The organism is Marinobacter sp. MA (assembly GCF_048298425.1).
GTDB classification, from domain to species: Bacteria; Pseudomonadota; Gammaproteobacteria; order Pseudomonadales; family Oleiphilaceae; genus Marinobacter; species Marinobacter salsuginis.
This window is the reverse complement of record NZ_CP103058.1, coordinates 4,000,694-4,019,073: the sequence shown is the minus strand read 5'-3', so window position 1 is coordinate 4,019,073 and position 18,380 is coordinate 4,000,694. Positions and strand designations below refer to the sequence as shown.

17 protein-coding genes are annotated in these 18,380 nt (G+C 58.0%); 10 read left to right on the top strand and 7 right to left on the bottom strand.

Annotated elements, in window-relative coordinates; genetic code table 11:
- The first annotated feature begins 50 nt into the window (after positions 1-50).
- The 4 genes from NUW46_RS18580 (at position 51) to NUW46_RS18565 (ending at position 3,447) form a co-directional block, all read left to right on the top strand.
- Positions 51-905, top strand: coding sequence for a DNA ligase (locus tag NUW46_RS18580; protein WP_418140922.1), 855 nt, complete (start codon positions 51-53; stop codon positions 903-905).
- Between the two features lie 115 nt (positions 906-1,020).
- Complete coding sequence (locus NUW46_RS18575; protein ID WP_305966338.1) at positions 1,021-1,278, top strand: YdcH family protein; 258 nt, start codon at positions 1,021-1,023, stop codon at positions 1,276-1,278.
- 93 nt (positions 1,279-1,371) lie between these two features.
- The gene (locus NUW46_RS18570) at positions 1,372-2,685 is read left to right on the top strand and encodes a glycerophosphodiester phosphodiesterase family protein (protein WP_418140921.1); all 1,314 of its coding nucleotides are present in this window, start codon (positions 1,372-1,374) and stop codon (positions 2,683-2,685) included.
- 183 nt (positions 2,686-2,868) lie between these two features.
- Positions 2,869-3,447 carry a porin family protein gene (locus NUW46_RS18565; protein ID WP_418140920.1) on the top strand — a complete coding sequence of 193 codons (579 nt, stop codon included), beginning with the start codon at positions 2,869-2,871 and terminating at the stop codon, positions 3,445-3,447.
- Between the two features lie 39 nt (positions 3,448-3,486).
- Here NUW46_RS18565 and cysK read toward each other — a convergent pair whose 3' ends face one another.
- The 3 genes from cysK to NUW46_RS18550 all read right to left on the bottom strand — a co-directional run bounded on the left by cysK (position 3,487) and on the right by NUW46_RS18550 (position 7,929).
- Positions 3,487-4,458, bottom strand: a complete 972-nt coding sequence (cysK, locus tag NUW46_RS18560; RefSeq protein WP_069182244.1) for a cysteine synthase A — start codon at positions 4,456-4,458, stop codon at positions 3,487-3,489.
- Positions 4,459-4,502: 44 nt separating this feature from the next.
- Positions 4,503-7,376, bottom strand: coding sequence for a transporter substrate-binding domain-containing protein (locus NUW46_RS18555; RefSeq protein ID WP_418140919.1), 2,874 nt, complete (start codon positions 7,374-7,376; stop codon positions 4,503-4,505).
- 109 nt (positions 7,377-7,485) lie between these two features.
- Positions 7,486-7,929, bottom strand: a complete 444-nt coding sequence (locus NUW46_RS18550; RefSeq protein ID WP_104321209.1) for a methylglyoxal synthase — start codon at positions 7,927-7,929, stop codon at positions 7,486-7,488.
- An 83-nt stretch (positions 7,930-8,012) separates the two neighbouring features.
- Here NUW46_RS18550 and NUW46_RS18545 point away from each other — a divergent pair, with 83 nt between their 5' ends.
- A complete protein-coding gene (locus NUW46_RS18545; protein WP_418140918.1) occupies positions 8,013-8,804 on the top strand; it encodes an ATP-binding protein in 792 nt (263 codons plus the stop codon).
- Here NUW46_RS18545 and NUW46_RS18540 read toward each other — a convergent pair whose 3' ends face one another.
- The 3 genes from NUW46_RS18540 to pdsR are packed head-to-tail and all read right to left on the bottom strand — an operon-like array spanning position 8,805 to position 12,866.
- Positions 8,805-10,112 (bottom strand): DUF3422 family protein, encoded by a 1,308-nt coding sequence (locus NUW46_RS18540; protein WP_069182241.1) that lies wholly within the window; start codon positions 10,110-10,112, stop codon positions 8,805-8,807.
- Positions 10,113-10,130: 18 nt separating this feature from the next.
- On the bottom strand, positions 10,131-12,161 hold the full coding sequence (locus NUW46_RS18535) for an ATP-binding protein (RefSeq protein WP_418140917.1): 2,031 nt from the start codon (positions 12,159-12,161) through the stop codon (positions 10,131-10,133).
- Positions 12,162-12,164: 3 nt separating this feature from the next.
- Complete coding sequence (gene pdsR / locus NUW46_RS18530) at positions 12,165-12,866, bottom strand: proteobacterial dedicated sortase system response regulator (RefSeq protein ID WP_069182239.1); 702 nt, start codon at positions 12,864-12,866, stop codon at positions 12,165-12,167.
- 433 nt (positions 12,867-13,299) lie between these two features.
- Between pdsR and NUW46_RS18525 the strand changes: the two genes are divergently transcribed.
- The 5 genes from NUW46_RS18525 to NUW46_RS18505 all read left to right on the top strand — a co-directional run bounded on the left by NUW46_RS18525 (position 13,300) and on the right by NUW46_RS18505 (position 17,373).
- On the top strand, positions 13,300-15,297 hold the full coding sequence (locus NUW46_RS18525) for a marine proteobacterial sortase target protein (RefSeq protein WP_418140916.1): 1,998 nt from the start codon (positions 13,300-13,302) through the stop codon (positions 15,295-15,297).
- Positions 15,294-15,884: a class GN sortase gene (locus tag NUW46_RS18520; protein WP_418140915.1), complete on the top strand. Its 591-nt coding sequence runs from the start codon at positions 15,294-15,296 to the stop codon at positions 15,882-15,884. Before NUW46_RS18525 ends, NUW46_RS18520 begins: the two co-directional genes overlap by 4 nt.
- Positions 15,885-15,932: 48 nt before the next feature.
- Positions 15,933-16,631, top strand: coding sequence for a lysophospholipid acyltransferase family protein (locus tag NUW46_RS18515; protein ID WP_418140914.1), 699 nt, complete (start codon positions 15,933-15,935; stop codon positions 16,629-16,631).
- Between the two features lie 95 nt (positions 16,632-16,726).
- Complete coding sequence (locus NUW46_RS18510; protein ID WP_069182235.1) at positions 16,727-16,969, top strand: GlsB/YeaQ/YmgE family stress response membrane protein; 243 nt, start codon at positions 16,727-16,729, stop codon at positions 16,967-16,969.
- Positions 16,970-16,971: 2 nt separating this feature from the next.
- Positions 16,972-17,373 carry an MAPEG family protein gene (locus NUW46_RS18505; protein ID WP_418140913.1) on the top strand — a complete coding sequence of 134 codons (402 nt, stop codon included), beginning with the start codon at positions 16,972-16,974 and terminating at the stop codon, positions 17,371-17,373.
- Between the two features lie 68 nt (positions 17,374-17,441).
- Here the strand turns inward: NUW46_RS18505 and NUW46_RS18500 are convergent, their stop codons facing one another.
- Positions 17,442-18,095 (bottom strand): DUF2202 domain-containing protein, encoded by a 654-nt coding sequence (locus NUW46_RS18500; RefSeq protein ID WP_418140912.1) that lies wholly within the window; start codon positions 18,093-18,095, stop codon positions 17,442-17,444.
- Between the last annotated feature and the right edge of the window lie 285 nt (positions 18,096-18,380).

Here is an 18,380-nt window from a genome sequence, read left to right as displayed (position 1 = left end):
AAGGGAAATCAGGCCTCTGTATAAACGCAACTGAGAGCAAAGGAATTGCCATGTCTCTTCGATTGTTCAGCGTCGTGCTGCCGGTGCTGCTTTCCCTTCTGTTTTCTCCAGTGTCGGTAGGCAAACCGCCCGAGCTGACACTTGCCAACGTGTATCAAAAAGGCATGTCGCTGGACGGCTACTGGGTCAGTGAAAAGCTTGACGGGGTTCGCGCTTACTGGACTGGCGAACGTTTTCTCTCCCGAGGCGGGCATGATTACCGCGCGCCCGAATGGTTCACCAAAGGGTTTCCGGATCACCCTCTGGACGGCGAGCTCTGGATGGGGCGTGGCCGTTTTGCCGAGTTGTCGGGGGCGGTGCGTCAGGAAGTGCCAGATGACGACGATTGGCAGCGGATTCGGTTCATGGTGTTTGATCTTCCGGATAAGGAGGCAACCTTCGATCAACGCCTGACACGGCTACGTGTATTAGTTGAGGAGGTTGGATCACCGTACATGGCGCTGGTCGATCAACAACGGGCAAGCACCCATGAGAAGCTGATGCAGCGGCTGGATGAGGCGGTCGACGGCGGAGCAGAGGGGTTAATGCTGAGGCTGGGGGGCAGTGGTTACCGCAGCGGGCGCTCGAACGATCTGCTGAAAGTGAAACAGTATCAGGATGCCGAAGCATTAGTGGTCCGTCACCTACCGGGCCAGGGCAAATTCGAGGGGCTGATGGGGTCACTGCTGGTGGAACTGGAAGATGGCAGGCAATTCCGGATCGGTTCGGGGTTTACCGATGGAGAGAGAGCCTCGCCTCCTGACCCCGGAACCACGATCACGTTCAAGTACTATGGCCTCACAGCCACCGGTTTGCCTCGCTTTGCCAGCTTCCTTCGTATACGGAACGATGAACCTGTGCGGTAATTGGGTGTGCAGGCGTTCGGCCGCTTGACGGGGATCAAGACCGACCACACCAGCGAGCCATACACTGGGATCAGTGAATTTAATCTCATCCCCCACAGTCATGGAGACTGCACGAATGTCCCTGGAAAAGCACGATCTGATTCACGAACTGCCGGAATACAAAGAGGCCATCCACCTTCTGAAAACCAACAGCGCTCACTTCGCCAAGCTGTTTGATGAATATCATGAGCTGGATCATGAGGTGCATCGCATCGAAACGGGCGCTGAGAACACGTCCGACGACTATCTGGAAACGCTCAAGAAGAAACGGCTGAACCACAAGGATCAGTTGTTCTCAATGATACGTGAATACGAGGCCTCAACGGCCAGCTGAGTATCACGCCGCCTTCACGGAAACGTCTTACCGTCGTAACCCTCCTTGTGAACACTGGTGATGCAGTATCATTCATTTCACAAGGAGCTGGTTATGAAGTTACGCACGATCTTCGGGTTGTCACTCTGCACGGCAGCCCTCTCTGTGGCGCAGGCCGCGCCGGGTAAGTCCCATCCTGAATCCTGGGTGCCGCCCGGTCTGGACGACTGGAAAGATGTGCCTGCCCAATCCTGGCATAAGCGCGCGGCGGACAAGCAGCCGATCCACCTGGGGCCTCGGCCGTTCTGGCTGGTCGATAATATGGATGAGGGCCCCTTGAAGGAGCGCCTGCAGTCCTGCAATACCCGCCATCTAAAGCGCTCGGATTTTTCTATCGGCCACCGTGGCGCCCCTCTGCAGTTTCCCGAGCACACCAAGGAGTCTTACGTTGCCGCAGCGCAGATGGGCGCAGGCATTGTGGAGTGTGATGTGGCATTCACCAAGGACCGTGAACTGGTTTGCCGGCACGCCCAGAACGACCTGCACACCACAACGAACATCGTCGCGGTCCCGGAGCTGAACGCCAAGTGCACCCAGCCGTTTGTACCGGCCGATCCGGCATCGGGCACACCGGCCCGTGCCGAGTGCCGAACCAGTGATATTACCCTCGCAGAGTTCAAGTCCCTGAAGGGCAAGATGGACGCCTATAACCCCATGGCAACCACGCCGGAGGAGTATCTGGCTGGCACGGCCGACTGGCGTACAGACCTCTATGCCAGTCGTGGCACGTTGATGACCCATAAAGAGAGCATCGAGCTTTTCAAGGCTCTGGGCGTCAAGTTCACCCCGGAGCTGAAATCCCCGGTGGTGGATATGCCGTTTGAGGGCGACTATAGCCAGCAGGACTATGCCCGCCAGATGATCCAGGATTACATCGATGCGGGCGTCAGGCCGAGGGATGTATGGCCCCAGTCATTCAATCTGGACGATGTGCTGTTCTGGGTAGACGAGACACCCCGCTTTGGCCGGCAGGCGGTGTTCCTCGATCAGTCGGCCCCTACGCCGGAAAACACCTCGCTAGCCTACATGGAAAGCCTGAAGGCACAGGGCGTGAATATCCTGGCTCCGGCCCTCTGGAAGATGCTGACGCTTGATAGCTATGGTGCGATTGTTCCGTCAGAGTACGCCGAAAATGCCCGTACCGCGGGTCTGGACCTAATCGCCTGGACGGTTGAGCGCAGCGGCCCACTGGAAAACGGAGGTGGCTGGTATTACCAGACAGTGACTGATGCCATTAACAACGACGGCGATATGCTGACCGTGATTGATGTTCTGGCCCGTGAGGTGGGGGTGATTGGTATCTTCTCGGACTGGCCAGCAACCACTACTTTCTATGCCAACTGCATGGGGCTGGACCAACGTCGCTGATCCGAACAGGTGCTCCCTTTGGGGGCGCCTGTCTTGAAGAATTAAGGGAATATGAATGAATCGTAGTTGGGTTTTAACCCAAATCTGAGGGAATCCTCTGTAGGGTGAGTTCAGGAAATTGGAAGGCAACTTTCGATTCCCATGGAATGAAAGGACATTTGAACTCATCAGGAGGAACGCCCTATGAATTCCGCAATCCGTTTTACCACTGCCGCACTGTTCATAGCGTCTTTCGCCGCTGCGCCCGCCGTTCTGGCTCAGGGCAGCGTGGAGCGGGACCGGTCGGGTCCTTATGTTAGTGGCAGCTACGGCGGCTACAAATCACACGGCGGCGAGTTCGAGGATGAAAACGATCTGCTTGGCGCCGCTGTTGGCTACCAGTTCAGCCCGTTTTTTGCCCTGGAGGCGGAGTACATTGATTTCGGCAACTTTGGCGAGGACGATGTTGAAGGCAAGCTGAAAGGCTTTGGCCTGGGCGCGGTTGGCCGACTGCCCCTGACTGAGAGCTTCGGCGTGTATGGCAAGGCCGGGGCGTTTGCGTCCGCTTTCGATGTTGATGCATTCAACGAAAGTGAGACCTACGATGAGGTATCGCCCTTCGTGGGTGCCGGTGTGGATTTCCGGGTGACACCTCATTTGACGGCATTCGCGGAATACAATCGCTACAACGTCGACATTGATAAAGAAGATTTCAACGGCCAGGTTACCAACAGCGGGCCGGAGTTTGATACCGGTCGGGTCGGCCTGAAGTATCAGTTCTGATGAGTGCAAGGCGCAGCAACATGCTGCGCCTTTTCACAACTATTGAACGTTTTCCAGTTCACCAAACCGGTCGGCGAACAGTGCCGAAGACAGGTAACGCTCCGCCGTATCCGGCAGCACCACCACAATATTCTTACCCTGGTATTCCGGCTGCTTGCTGATTCGAACTGCAGCCACCACCGCCGCGCCGCAGGAAATGCCGCAGAGAATGCCCTCTTCCTGCATCAGTCGATGGGCCATGTCCATGGCGTCTTCATTGGTGACAGTCTCCACCTGATCGACCATTTCCAGGTCCAGGTTCTTGGGTACGAAGCCAGCCCCGATGCCCTGAATCTTGTGAGGGGATGGTTTGGGGTCCTCACCGTTCATCACCTGCGTAATCACGGGCGAGTCGGCGGGTTCGACGGCAATGGTGGCAATTTTCTTGCCCTTGGTGCCTTTGATGTAGCGGGAAACACCGGTCAGTGTGCCGCCGGTGCCAACCCCGGCCACAAAGACATCGACCTCACCATCCGTGTCGTTCCAGATTTCCGGGCCGGTGGTGTCCTCGTGAATTCGGGGATTGGCCGGGTTCTGGAACTGCTGAGGCAGAAAATGATTGTCTGGATCGCTGGCAAAGATTTCTTCAGCCTTGGCGATGGCGCCCGGCATACCTTTGGCTGGTTCGGTCAGTACCAGCTCTGCACCGAGCGCTTTCAGCACCTTGCGACGCTCCAGGCTCATGGAAGCGGGCATGGTCAGGATCAGTTTATAGCCCCTGGCGGCTGCCACATAGGCCAGGGCGATGCCCGTGTTCCCACTGGTGGGCTCCACGATGGTCATACCGGGTTTCAGGGTGCCGCGTTTTTCGGCGTCCCAGATCATGGCTGAGCCAATCCGGCATTTGACCGAATAGGCCGGGTTGCGGCCCTCGATCTTGGCCCAGATGGTGGCGCCATCGTTGACGCGGTTCAGTCTGACTAACGGGGTGTTGCCGATGGACAGGGAGTTGTCCTCGTAGATGCGTGCCATGGTGTTCTCCTTGTAGCTTTGTTTTTATTCTAGTCTAGCACCACTCAGGAGCCCACCGAACGAGCTTCGAGGCGGTTGCGGCCATTCTGTTTGGCCTGATAGAGCGCCTGGTCAGCCTGCCGCAGAAATTCCGCTGGCGAGTCGTCGGGTCCGGGAATGCCCGTGGCGAGGCCAATGCTGATGGTCAGGTTGACTTCGTGTTCGCCGCACACCGAGCAGCTTTTCTGTACGGCCTTGCGGAAAGTCTCGAGGCGATTCCTGATCTCGTTCCTGTCTTCGTAGCTGGCAAAAATAACAAACTCTTCACCACCGAAGCGGGAGAGCCTGTCGGTTTCCCGGCGGAAGTGTTCACGCATCAGGCCAGCCAGTGTTTGCAGGCAGACATCCCCCGCCTCGTGGCCGTAATTATCGTTGATCATCTTGAAATGGTCGGCGTCCACCATCGCGACGGCAAAGCCCGAACCGTGGCGCTGGCACCATTGGAAACTCTTGCGGAATTCCTGGTCGAAATAGCTTCGGTTGCCCAGCTTGGTCAAGTCGTCGGTAACGCTCAGCCGGGCGAGGGTTTCGTTGGCGTGGGACAGATCCCTGTTTAGCCGACCTAGTTTTCGGTTCCAGAAGACAAGAAGGCCGGCTATGAATATCGCGGCGATGGATAAGCGCCAGATCAGCGTGTAGTCCACGGATTCCTCAATCTGAATATTGCGCCATTGCCGTTCGAGATTTTTCCGCTCTTCAGAAGTCAGGCTGGATACCAGCTTTTGCATGATGCCAAAAACCACGGGCTCCTCTTTGCGAGTAGCCACCGACAGTGACCAGTCTGCCGGAATACGGCCGATGACTTTCACGTCGGCAAGCCCGAGTTCCTGCATGTAATAGCTGGCGGTTGCCAGTGTTGTAATGTACCCATCCAACTCGTTGCTCTGTAATTTACGCAGACCTGCCTGCTCGTTGGCGACTTCAACCAGGTTCATTGAGGGGTAGCGGCTTCGCAGAAGTTCTTCAAAGGCGTAACCCTCAACAATGCCGATTCGCTGGCCTCGCAGATCGCCAACACGTTCGATAAACGGAGCCTCAATCCGGCCAAGGACAACCGTGGGCACCTCAAGATAGGGGTCGGTAAAGTTCAGGTAATCCAGCCGCTCTGGCGTTTGCATCGCCATCGTGAAGATATCGCACTCGCCCCTCTTCATGCTGAGAATGGATTCTGTCCAGGTGTCGGTGCGAACCAGTTCGAATTGAATGGGCGTCCGTTTTGAAAACAAGCGGACTACTTCCGCCGATAACCCGGCATGCTTACCCTCTGCATCAAGGCCTTCAAGTGGAAACCAATCCGGATCGATGCAGGTGTTGATCTGGTGGTTGTGGGACTCGAGCCAGGCCAGCTCTGCAGCATTCAGGGTCACTTCTCCCGTTGCCTGCACTTCCAGGTCGACACTGGCACCCAGCCAGCGGGTTTCAATGGCGTGCATCTCTTCCGGGGTGATTGCTGACAATGCCTGATTCAGGATGTCCACCAACGGTGCCAGACCAGGTCTGACACCGAACCTCAGATCCTCCCCGCTCTGGCCGTCGATGATTAGCTCGCCGGCGATTCTCACGCCTGTTATGCCCATCTCACGCACCCAGAAGTTGCCGTTGGGCAGGGCCGCGAGCACCACATCCACCTCATCTCTCGCAAGTGCCTGGAACATGGTGTCCTGGGTGGTAAAGATCCTCGCATTCTCACCGAGTGCATTGCGCACCGGTTCTTCGTAGTAGATGCCAGAGCCCAGAGCCACGCGCTGGCTCTTCAGGTCTTCAAGGCTGTTGATTCTCAGGGCAGGGTCCCGGGTAAACGCCACGTTGGGAATCGTATGGTAGGGCTGGGTAAATCGGGTAAATGCCTCGCGCTCGGGTCGGTATGACATGTTGGCCAATACATCGATTTCCCCGTCTCTGAACAGCGGGAGCAGTTCGATCCATTGGCCTTCCACAGGGATGATCTGCAACCCGGTCAGGTCTGATATTCGGCCGAGCACATCAACGCTCAACCCGTGAATCCGGGTTGCGCTCTCGAAGCTGTAGGGCGCGTAGTCCCGCATCAGGCCAACGCGAACGGGGCCGGTCTCGGCGATAAACTCGCGTTGCCTTGGCGTCAGGGTAAAGCTGACGCCGTTGGAAAGGTTATTACCGCCCAGTTCCTGCCAACGGTTGAGCAGCTCGTTGATGCGCTCGACTGGAATCTGCCCCAGGCCCTCAGTGATTCTCTGGTAAAGGCCCTCATTGGATTTGAGTACGCCAATGCGAAAATCCTCGGTTGCCAGATCTCCAAGGGGGGCGGTCCCAGCGATTTCAAGAAAACCAAAGCCGGCCTGGTTGGCATAATATTGAAGGGTCAGTCTTGGGCCGATAATGACATCAACCCAGCCAAACGCGAGGGCACGAATCATGCTGTGAACAGAATCGTAGCTGGTAATGGACAGCCCGTGTTCCTCAAGAGCGTCACGGTAATAGACATCGCGTACGACGCCTACACGCCTGTTTTCGAGGTCCGCCAGCGAGCTTATCTGCCCCATCGGCTCCTGGCTGTTATGCATCAGATAGGTCTGGCGCAGATGATAGGGCTCGGTGAACAGGATTTTTTCCGAGCGTTCGGCACTGAAAGAAATGCCATCAATAACATCCAGCTCACTGCGTAGAAACGCATCGTAGATTTCCGGCCAGCTGCCGGCCCGGAACCGGAAGTTCAGGCCCGACTGTCGGGCCACCTCCCTGAGAACATCCACAGAAAAGCCGGAGGCGCCGGGGCCATCATCGAACGAGTAGGGTTTGTTGTCGCCAACGATACCGACGGTAATGGTCTCGTCGGGCTGCTCGGAAAACGCCAATGGGGCTGTCAGCAAAAGATAAAAGCCCCAGAGAAATGCAGCGGCCACCCTCCAGCATCCGCTATTTTTGTGAGTCGCGCGAGTTTTCATCGGCAGGCCGGCGTTCCTTTACAGCTTCTATTTTAGTGTAGCTGTAAGCGGCCCGATTGAACATTATTCAGGCGCTGACCGAGCGACCGGTGTAATCGGAGAAGTCGGGCTTTTTCGGCTGGTGCTGGTCGTCGGTCATGTAGGCTGAGGTCAGAATGAATTCGGCCGTTGCCCGGTTGCAGGCCACCGGGATGTTCCACAGCGCGGCAATCCGCAGCAGGGCCTTGATATCCGGGTCGTGGGGTTGGGGTTCGAGTGGATCCCAGAAGAACACCAGCAGGTCGATTTCGCCCTCGGCAATTTTTGCGCCGATTTGCTGGTCGCCGCCCAGGGGTCCACTGAGCAGGCAATGGATGTCATCCCGCTCCAGGTTGTCCCGTAGCAGCCGTCCGGTGGTGCCGGTGGCGTAGAGTTTTAGTGGGGCAAAGCGGGTGCGGTTTTCGGCAACCCAGTCCACCAGCTCCTTTTTCTTGTTGTCGTGTGCCACCAAAGCGACGGATTTTACGGCCATTTGGGGTAAAGTCTCCTGTTATCAAGGTTTTTTCAGGGTCAGTGTTTCACAGCCTGACCCGCGACGGAATAGGAAAGAGGTTTATGTCTGCGACTGCACCCTTTGACTGGCAATCCACTCCGGCGGCGGTCTGGCGTCGCCATCGTTCAGGGCTTCGTGCCATCCGCCGACTCGATCCGGTGCAATGGCAGGACCTGAAGGGTATCGACCGGCAACAACAAGCCCTGGCCCGCAATACCGAGCGCTTTCTTGCTGGTGAACCCTCCAACAACGCCTTGCTCTGGGGCTCCCGGGGCACGGGTAAGTCGTCCCTGATCAAGGCATTGCTGAATCGATATAAGGAGCGCGGGCTCCGGATGATTGAGGTGGACAAGGACGATCTGGTCAATCTGCCAGAGATTGTTGACGACATTTGCGATCTGCCGCTCCGATTCGTGATTTTCTGCGACGATCTGTCGTTCGACGTGGGCGAGTCCAGCTATAAGGCCCTGAAAAGTGTGCTTGAGGGTTCCCTGGAACTGCCGCCGGAGAACGTGCGGGTATATGCCACCTCCAACCGCCGGCACCTGATGCCGGAGTTCATGTCTGACAACCTCAAGAGCGAGATGCGGGACGGGGAGCTGCACCCGGCGGAGGCCATCGAAGAGCAGGTCTCGCTGGCGGACCGCTTCGGTCTGCAGCTATCATTCTATGCCTTCTCGCAGGACGTCTTCCTACAGGCCGTGGATGCACTTTTCCCGCAATTTGATGACCGTGAAGGCCTGCACCGGGAGGCCATTCGCTTCGCCACCGCCAAGGGCGTGCGCAACGGCCGAACGGCCCAGCAGTTCTACCGGCAGTTTGCCGGCGAGCGGGAGCTGGGCAAACTGAAGTAGCTACTGCCGTTTTGCCATCTTGATGAAGTGGTGGTGGACCACACGAACCCCGAGAAACACCAGGGTCATCACCACCGGAATGGCGATGCCGAGAACTAAGGTTTTGTTGAAGGCCACGCCAGCTTCATAAACCGAATCCAGCCCGAATTTCAGCAGGCCAATCAGGTAATAGGTAATGGCCACCACGGAGAAACCTTCCACCGTGTGCTGCATCATCAGCTGAATTTTGGAGCGCCGGTCCATGGAGCTGAGCAGTTGCTGGTTCTGGCTCTGGATGGCCAGTTCCACCCGGGTGCGCATCATGTCTGACGCCCGGTCGATCCGGCGTGACAGATCTTCCAGCCGCTCACTGACCGCCTCGCAGGTTTTCACCGCCGGTGTCAGCCGGCGGGTCATGAATTCGGTCAGGGTCAGGTGGCCTGAAAGTTCGTCTTCCCGCAGTTCTTCCAGGCGGGTCAGGACCAGTTGATGGTAAGCTCTGGTGGCGGAAAACCGGAACGTGGAGTGGGCCCGGAAGGCCTCGATACGGGCCGCAATGTTGGTCAGCTGGGCCAGGAGCTTTTCTTCATCCACCGTTTCGTTTTCGGCCAGTGATCGGGTAATCACTGCCAGTTTCTCGTCCATATCGTTCAGGGAGGGCGTGATTTCCCGGGCAACCGGTAGCGCCAGCAGTGACATCAGGCGGTAAGTTTCAATTTCCATCAGGCGCTGGGTCAGGCGTCCCAGCTGGCTGTCTGACATGTGGTGGTTCATCACCATAAAGCGGCCAAAACCGTCACTATGCAGCCGAAAGGTGCCCCACACGCGGGCGGCGCCTTCCTGGGGGCTGGAGCCGACCAGTCGCATGCCTTCGAAGTGCTTGCGGACATAATCCAGGTCGCCTTCGGTGCCATCAGCGGCGGGCCGGACTTCCAGATGGAAGGCAGCAATCACTGTGCCGGTCAGCTGTTCCAGCCAACCTGCCGGCAGCGGCGTAATACCCGTCTCGGTAAATGGTGCTTCATCGCCCGCGTCCAGATTGATGAAGGTGTAGGACGCAAACTCCATGTGCATCTCGCGCCGAACCCGCAAAGAACCAAAGGTGTGCTCGAAGCAGCCCACTTCTTTTTCGGGCACCGGGTGCCCCATCAGCCGATGGAGCTCCTGCAGATGCCGGAATTGCTGTTCCCGCTGCTCGGGCGTGGTCAACACCGCCATCTGGGTGACCCGCGCCGGTGTCGGCAACACCTGGAACGGTCGTGAATGGAGCTCGTTGTAGAGATCGTTCCGAAGCGGGTGGATATCAAGGGAGTCCAGGCGTGCGCTCACGGCGGGCAGTTCCTGTTTTCAAGAATGGATGGCCGGGATAATAACCCGGAAGCTCACGCCGTCAATGCCACCTTGGGTGCGGTTGCGGGCTTCCACCCGGGCACCATGGTAGTCGGCAATCAGGCTGACGATCAGCAAACCCTGCCCCAGGTGGCCCTGTTCCTGGCCGTCCCGCATCGAGACAAACGGGCTGAAAATGTCCGTTGTGGTGTCTTCTGGCAGCGCCGAGCCCTGGTTGAAAACGGATAGGCACAGGCCTTCTGAACTTGAGTCCAGGGCTATCTCGATCAGGCCTTCCTGTGGTGTGAAATCACGGGCGTTGTCCACCAGTTTGTCGAGAAGCTGCACCATGAGCTCCGGAGAGCCGGTGATCATGCAGCCCGCATCGGGCCCCGAATAGCGAATCTGATGGCTGGGATCAAGTGCCTGGTAGGCGGCCGTGGCTTCGGCGGCCACTGCGGCCAGATCAAACTGTTCTTTATCCGCATGGTCGAGGCTCTGTTCAAGCCGCGCTGCTTCGCTCATGCCATGGAGTATCTGCCGGAGACGTTCCGTGGCTGAAGCAGCCCGTTCAATGTACTGCCTTTGCTCTTCTTCCGAGTCGCTGTGGTTCAGGTTTTCCAGCGAGGAACGAACCACCGCGACAGGGGTTTTCAGCTCATGGGACAGTCGCCTCGAGAAGCTCTCCAGGTAGCGGTTGTAGCCGTGGAGCCGGTCCACCATCAGGCTGAAGTGCCGCTGCAGTTGGCCCAGTTCATCGTTGCTTCGGGCATCCGGCACCCGGCCGGTAATCCGGCCATCTTCGTCAATGCTTGCGCTGACAGCGCGCTGCAGGCGAGTAATTCGCCATGACAGCCAGCTGGCGTAGCCGAGCAGAACCAGGGTCAGTGCGACAATGATGAGTGTGCTTCGGGCAATGACCGAGCCCAGGGCAGAGCCGGAAAGAGTCAGGAGCTGGTCCAGTGACTGCTCGAGGATCAGTGTGCGACCACCGAAAACCTCCCTCGTGGTTAGCAGCCAGACGCTGTCATCCTCGTGTCGAACGAGGCCTTCCTCCGGGAGAGCCTCGATAGCCACACGGTTTGTGCCGGTTTCAATGGCGGTGGGCTCCGGCTGGTAGAGGCGCACCAGGCCCCGGAGGGCGTTGAGGCTGATCTGCTCGACCACCTGCAACGGGCTCAGGCTGTCGAAATCCGGCGCTTGCGACGCAGTGTCCGAATGCTGCCGTGCGATCACCCAGCCCGCCGGTTCAACCAGGCGTACCCGCTGGCCCTGGTTTAACTGCGGTTCCAGTTGGCGCTCAAGGGCCAGATTGCGACTGACCAGAATCGGCAGCGGATCGACCGGCGTAGAAACGCCGGCTTCCTGGCCATTTCCCCACAATGCCGCAAAACCCAGGCGGCTGCGGTTTGCAGGCATGGGTAACTTCAGCTCTAGTTGCCAGCCGCTGCCGGTTTGTTGCATGAATCCGGAAATACGGTAGTCCGGCTGTTGGCTGGCTTCTTCCAGACCATACAGCTGACCCGGAGCCGGCGTGCGCAGCAGCCAGGATGTCAGTTGCGCACCGGGAGTCAGGTTGCCCGGAGCTGGCTCCAGCCACAGCCTGAGACGATCATGGGCCTGGTCTGGGCTGCCCGGGTTGAAGAACACCGGTTGTCGCTGGTTAACGCGGATCAGCAGGAACAGGTGCCGCCGGTCGGTCATGGCCTGCCATTGAAGAGAGTGCTCTCCGGTTTGGCTGCGGGTTTGGCCTTGCCAGTTTCTGTCCTGATTTTCTTCGTCAAAGCCCGGCCAGTCAGCACCATAACCATCCAGATTCAGGCTACCCGTTAGCGGCTCAACATAGATGGCTGACTCCTCGGGTGTGATGACGGTTGCACCAATGATTTGATCGCCGGCGGTTTCCGCCAGCCTCTCGGCCTGGGCCTGCAATTGCAGCCGGGCCTGCTGCCGGAGCGCGTCGTCCAATTCCAGAACGAACTGCAGACCTGCCCAGGGGATTAGCAGCATCAGCAGGCTGGCGACGAACAGCTGTCGTTTGAGACTCAAGGTTCAGACCTCACGGGCATTCCAGCGATAACCCATGCCGTAGGCGGTCTGGATGCCATCGAAGGTCTCATCCAGTTGCAGGAACTTGCGGCGGATACGTTTGATGTGAGAGGTGACGGTATTGTCGTCCAGTACTGTGCTGGCGGCTTCCATCAACTGCTCGCGACTGCGCACATGGCCCGGGTGCTGTACCAGGGAGTGCAGCATCCAGAATTCGGTGACGGTCAAATCGATGGGCGTCTCATTCCAGGCGACGGTCATGCGATCCACGTTGAGCGTGAGTTTGCCTCGCTGGAGTACTTCATCCGGCTTCTGCAGGGCTTCGGCCCAGGCATCGGCCCGTCTGAGCAGGGCGGTCACCCGTGCCAGCAGGTGGTCCAGGCTCATGTCTTTGGTGACATAGTCGTCGGCGCCAAGACGCAGGCCGTGGACAGAGTCGATGTCGCTGTCCCTGGCAGTGAGGAAGATGATGGGCAGGGTCTGGGACAGTGACCGCAGATCCTGGCACAGGGCGAACCCACCTTCCGGTTCATCGCCCAGACCGACGTCGATAATCGCCAGATCGGGCAACGACTGACGCAGAACCTGCCAGGCAGACGACCGGTCGCCGTGGGCGCTTACACGGTAGCCACGGCGCTCGAACGCGGCGCGGTAGTTGTCGCGGATGGCGGGTTCGTCTTCGATCAGTACAACGTGTTTTTTCATGGTGGCGGCTGCTTCCCGTTGCCGATGTGTGCCTATTTAAACACGGCAGAGGGTGATAACAAGTTCGAAGGGCATTGTTGCCACAATTCATCATTTTTTGAGGGCGGTTTGTCGCAATCTACCATGGGAGTTCCTTTCCGGATTGCTGGAATGGCGGTGTTTCGCACAGTCATGCAGTCACAAGGATTCTCTCATGATGCTCACTTATTTACGGCTTTACTCCCCTGTTTTAGACAGGAGTTCGACGCCCGGCAGCTCCGCGGTGGCCTCCAAAACACGCTGTGAATACGTCCCTGTACGCTCGGCTCCGCCATCCATGGCTCCGCACGGTTTTGGAAACCACCGCGGAGCTGCCTCTGATTTTGCTGGCTCTCGACGACTACGATTTAAGCGACTCGGTGAGGGCATTAGCCTCTGGCTGGCAGTTTTGCTGATGCTTTTTGTTCATCCACTGTATGCAGAGGCGAACGAGGCAGACAATGTCGGCGAGCTGCACTTTGTTGATGGTCAGGGGCAGTGGCAGGAACCGGCGCTGGTGCTGGACAGTGAATTCGACATTCGGGTCAGCGGACTGATTGCCGACTCCCGGCTGTTGAGAAGTTTCCGCAATACCAGCGACCAGTGGCGGGAAGGCGTGTTCGTGTTCCCGTTGCCGGAGAAGGCCAGTGTCTACGGTTTGACCATGAAAGTGGGGGAGCGGACCATCGAGGGCAAGGTGCAGCCGAAGGAAACGGCGCGTAAGACCTATGAGAAGGCAAAACAGGCCGGGCAGCATGCGGCGAATGTGGAGCAGCAGCGTCCGAACCTGTTTACCGCCCGGGTAGCCAATATCCCGCCGGGGGAGACGGTGTCGGTGGAGCTGAAATACCAGCAGCCGGTGCAGTATCAGGCCGGGGTGTTCGAACTCACGGTTCCCACCACGCTGACGCCCCGCTACATGCCGGGACGGCCGGTCAGCAAGGCACCGGATCAGTGGCAAGGTGGGTGGGCGCTGCCCACGACTCAGGTGCCGGATGCCAGTGCGATCAGCCCGTTTACCGTTAACCCGACCGATGTGGCGACAGACAGCCATCGTGCCTCCATTGAACTGGTGATTGATTCCGGGCTGCCGCTGGAGAGCGTTTCCAGTCCGTCGCACCGTCTCGCTAGCCGTCAGGATGGCCAGACGTTCAGTGTTAGTCCCGAGGGTGGCGAAATCCTGATGAACCGCGATTTTGTGGTGCGGTGGCGCCCGGTTGCCGGGCTGGAACCCTCCGCAGCGGTCTTTCATCAGTCCTGGCAGGGGGAGGACTATTTGATGGCCATGCTGGTGCCGGGTGATAACGGTTCAATGGTGCTGCCGCGGGATCTGGTGTTTGTAATCGACACCTCCGGTTCCATGGCGGGGGAGTCGATCCGACAGGCTCGAAGTGCGCTTCAGGCGGGGCTGGACACACTGACACCACGGGACCGTTTCAACGTGATCCAGTTCAACAGCCAGACGCACTCCCTGTTCATGCAGCCGGAAGTAGCCACCGGCAATAATCTTGCCCGAGCCCGTCAGTACGTGGATCGCCTTCGGGCTGATGGCGGAACGGAAATGGCGCCGGCCCTGTCCAGGGCGCTGGACACTGGGGTGGAGACTGAAGCGGGAGCGCGCGTGCGTCAGGTGATTTTCATCACCGATGGCGCAGTGGGCAATGAGGCTGCGCTGTTTCGGCAGATTCGCGAGCAGCTGGGCAGCCAGCGGTTGTTTACCGTGGCTATTGGCTCTGCGCCCAACCGGCATTTCATGCGTGAGGCCGCCCGCTGGGGCCGGGGGACCTATACAGCGATCCAGTCGCCTTCCGATGTAGACGGACCTCTGCAGGCCCTGTTTTCAGCCATGGAGTCGCCGGCTCTGACGGATATCCGGGTCAATTGGCCCGGCCAGGAAACCGGCAGGGAGGCCTTCCCTGCACGCCCGGGGGATCTGTTCCAGGGCGAACCCCTGATTCATGTGGTCCGAGGCGTCCCGGCAATGGGGGAATTGAAGGTGTCGGGGCGCCTGCCAGGTGGCAAGGACTGGGACAGGACACTGGATCTGCAACAGGCTGCCTCCGCAACCGGGCTTCATCGGCATTGGGCCAGAGAGAAGATCGACAGTCTGGAGGATGAGGCGAAGGTGGTGGGCCGGGAGCCAGACAGGGCCGGCATTACCGGGCTGGCGGTCAAGCACGGACTGATGTCCGCCTACACCAGTTTTGTCGCCGTGGATTCCACACCGGCCCGCAGCACAGAAACGCCGATGGTCTCGGATAATCTGCCCACCCTCCTGCCAGCAGGTAGCCAGGCCGGCATGCTGCGCTACCCGCAGACGGCAACGTCGGCGCTGTTACTGATCGCGCTTGGTGTGGTCGGTCTGATGTTTTCCCTGGCGCTCGTGCTGCTGCAGAGGAGGGCATTCGCATGACCAGGCTCCTACTCCTGTTGTTGACCAGCTCTGCTACCTTGTTGGTATTCGGGTTATGGATTCCCCTAAAGGCGGTGATTGCCCAGGAATTGCTGGAGGTTGCCTGGGCGGAAAGCCAGGCCCGGCAAACGGAATCGCGGCCCTGGCCCTGGGCAGACACCTGGCCGGTCGGTCGACTGGCTATTCCGGAGCTGAACGATTCCATGATTGTGCTGGCCGATACCCATGGCGAAAGCCTGGCCTTCGGGCCAGGCCGGTTGACCGGAGGCGAAGGCACCGGGGGAGCCGTGATCATTGCCGGGCACCGGGATACCCATTTTCGGAGTCTGAAAGCGCTGGAAACCGGCAATGAAGTGCGTCTGCAGGCCCGGGATGGTCGTTGGCAAAGCTACCTGGTGGAAGGGGCCCGGGTGGTCGACAGCCGTTCAGAGCTTATCGATACCCAAAGATTGCCGGAGGGGACGCTTCTACTGGTGACCTGTTACCCGTTCGACAGTGTCGACGCCGGGGGGCCACTGCGGTACGTCGTCAGGGCCTCGGCAAGGGGTAAACAAACGGAACAAATTGACACTGTTGCCGGAATATAGAGTTGGCGTACACTTGTGCGCCAAAATTGTGCTGCAGAGTTTGGTTGCATGGGTATTATCAGAAAACTGCTGGCTTGGCTGAGCGTGCCGATCATCTGCCTGTTCGCGCTGGTGTTCTACGCGGCAAGGCCCTTCAATCCGGATAACAACCGTTATCTTGCGTGGGTTGTGGCTCGTTTCGGGCGTGCAGTCCTGGGTATGGAGCGGCCTTTGGAAGGCTGGGAAAATATGCCGCAGGATCGGCCCACCGTCGTCATTGCCAATCACCAGCACAATGACGATCTGTTTGTTTTGGGCGACCTGTTGCCGCCGCGCACCGTCACGGTTGGTAAATCGTCATTGGTTTGGGTGCCTTTCTTTGGCCAGGTGTTCTGGCTCGGCGGCAACGTTATCCTCAACCGCGGGCGTTCCCACAAGGCCATTGCGGTTATGAAGGCCACCAGCAGTGCCATTGCTCGGGATCGCAAAAGTCTTTGGGTGTTCCCCGAAGGCACTCGTAGCAGGGGGCGAGGATTGCAGAAATTCAAGAAAGGCGCATTTCATGCAGCGGTGGCATCGGGTGCGCCGATCACGATGGTCTGTGTTCAGGAATATGCCGATGAGGCCGTCGGTTGGACTGGCCGCCGTGAATCGGTCGCCATTCGGGTCCTGCCACCCATCGAAACCGAGGGTCTCACGGTTGACGATATTCCGGAGCTGATCGAACGTTGCCACCGAAAAATGTCAGAGACGATTGCCACACTGTAATTGTCGGATCTGGAAGTGCTTGAAGCACCATGGGAAACAGGGCAGTCTTGCGGGACTGATCGTTTCGTTCAACGACCCTCAGGGAGAGGCAAGAGATGAATCTGATTCTGTTTCTGATTATTGGCGGTGTAGCCGGTTGGTTGGCTGGTCTGATCATGAAAGGCCGTGGCTTCGGCGTTCTGGCCAACATCGGTATTGGTATTGTTGGCTCGTTTGTCGGCGGTTTTGTTTTCCGTCTTCTGGGTCTGGCGGCCCAGGGTGCTGTCGGTGAGCTGGTAACGGCGACGGTCGGCGCAGTGTTACTTCTCGCTATTGTTAGTGCAATCAAGAAGGCCTGAGCATGATCGTACCCGTAACCGGAGTGTTTGCCGCCGTTATCGGCATTCTTTTGCTGGTGTTGTCGGCCCAGGTCGTCAAGTTTCGTCTGAAGTACAAGAAGGGCCTGGGTGTAACCGATGACAGGGATTTCGAGGCGGCGGTAAGGGCCCACGCCAACCTGGTGGAGTATGCCCCGATTGGTCTGATCATGCTCGCTATTGCAGAACTCAATGGCGTTGCCAGCGGACTTATTTACTGGACCGGCATGGCTCTGGTGGTTGGCCGTATTCTTCATGCCTTCGGCATGATCAACGGGCGGGGCGGCACCCATTGGGCCCGGATGATCGGCATACTGCTGACCTGGTTGTCGATTCTGATGGCTGCTTTGTTACTGCTATGGAATGTCTGGCAGGTCTACGGTTAAGGCAGTAAAAGAGCGGGGCGGCCATCGGCCGCCCCGTTTTGCTTTCGGGCCCCCTACTTCAAGGACGTTCAGTCCTCAATCTGGCTCTCGTCGTGAAGAATCAGTTCCACCTCTTCGGGATCCAGAACCTGAGCCTCGTAAGTCAGTCCCTGCGCCTCGATGACCTTTACGAAGGCGTTGAGGTGGCTTTTGGAGCCATCCAGCAGGTTGGAATAGGCCAGAATAATGGCGCGTTCGTCAGTCTGGTTGATAGCGGCCAGAATATCTCTCATATCCTTCTCTTCGATCAGGCCACCCACGAACAGGCCATCAACAAAGGAATTCTTGCCCTTGGCAACCAGTTCGTCGAACAGGGCCTGAAGCTCTTCATTGGTGAAGACACCAATGGTGTCATTCACTACCGGATCCTCAACACCAAATTTGTTGAGCAGGTAATCCACGGTACTGGTATGGCTTTCTTCCGAAAGCGCGATTTGAGCGAAGACCTGTGTCCTGTCACCCCAGTACTGATCCATGGTGAGGTAAACGTCACGGGCCAGCTTTTCCTCTTCCCGCATGAACTGGAGATCGCTGACTTCAATGGTGGTCAGGTCGCCCGAACTGGCAGTGTCTGCCGATCGACCGCCGCCGTCGCCGTTGCGGGGGCCGCCTGCAGCGAATGCAGTGCTGGCAAGAAGCATTGAACCAATGAGTGTGGCAGTGATGAAGGGTTTTGCGTTCATAGTGACCTCTCAAGTCAGGTAATGGTTAAACCCGGGATACATCACTAAGACGAAGATTCGGCCAAAAGGTTCGTTAAATAAAGGTAAGTTTGCTCTCTTTTTTGTAATTTAACTTTCTGATTTTATTGAATAAAAATTCTTAAACTTTATGGGGATGTTCCGTTTAACGTTATATAAATCGCAACAATTAACATTATGGAAAGAGCAGCGTCGGCACTGTAGGGCAAAACGTCCCTGACGCGCGGAAAGGATTTGGCCCCCGAAAAAAAGCAGGATCGGGGGCGA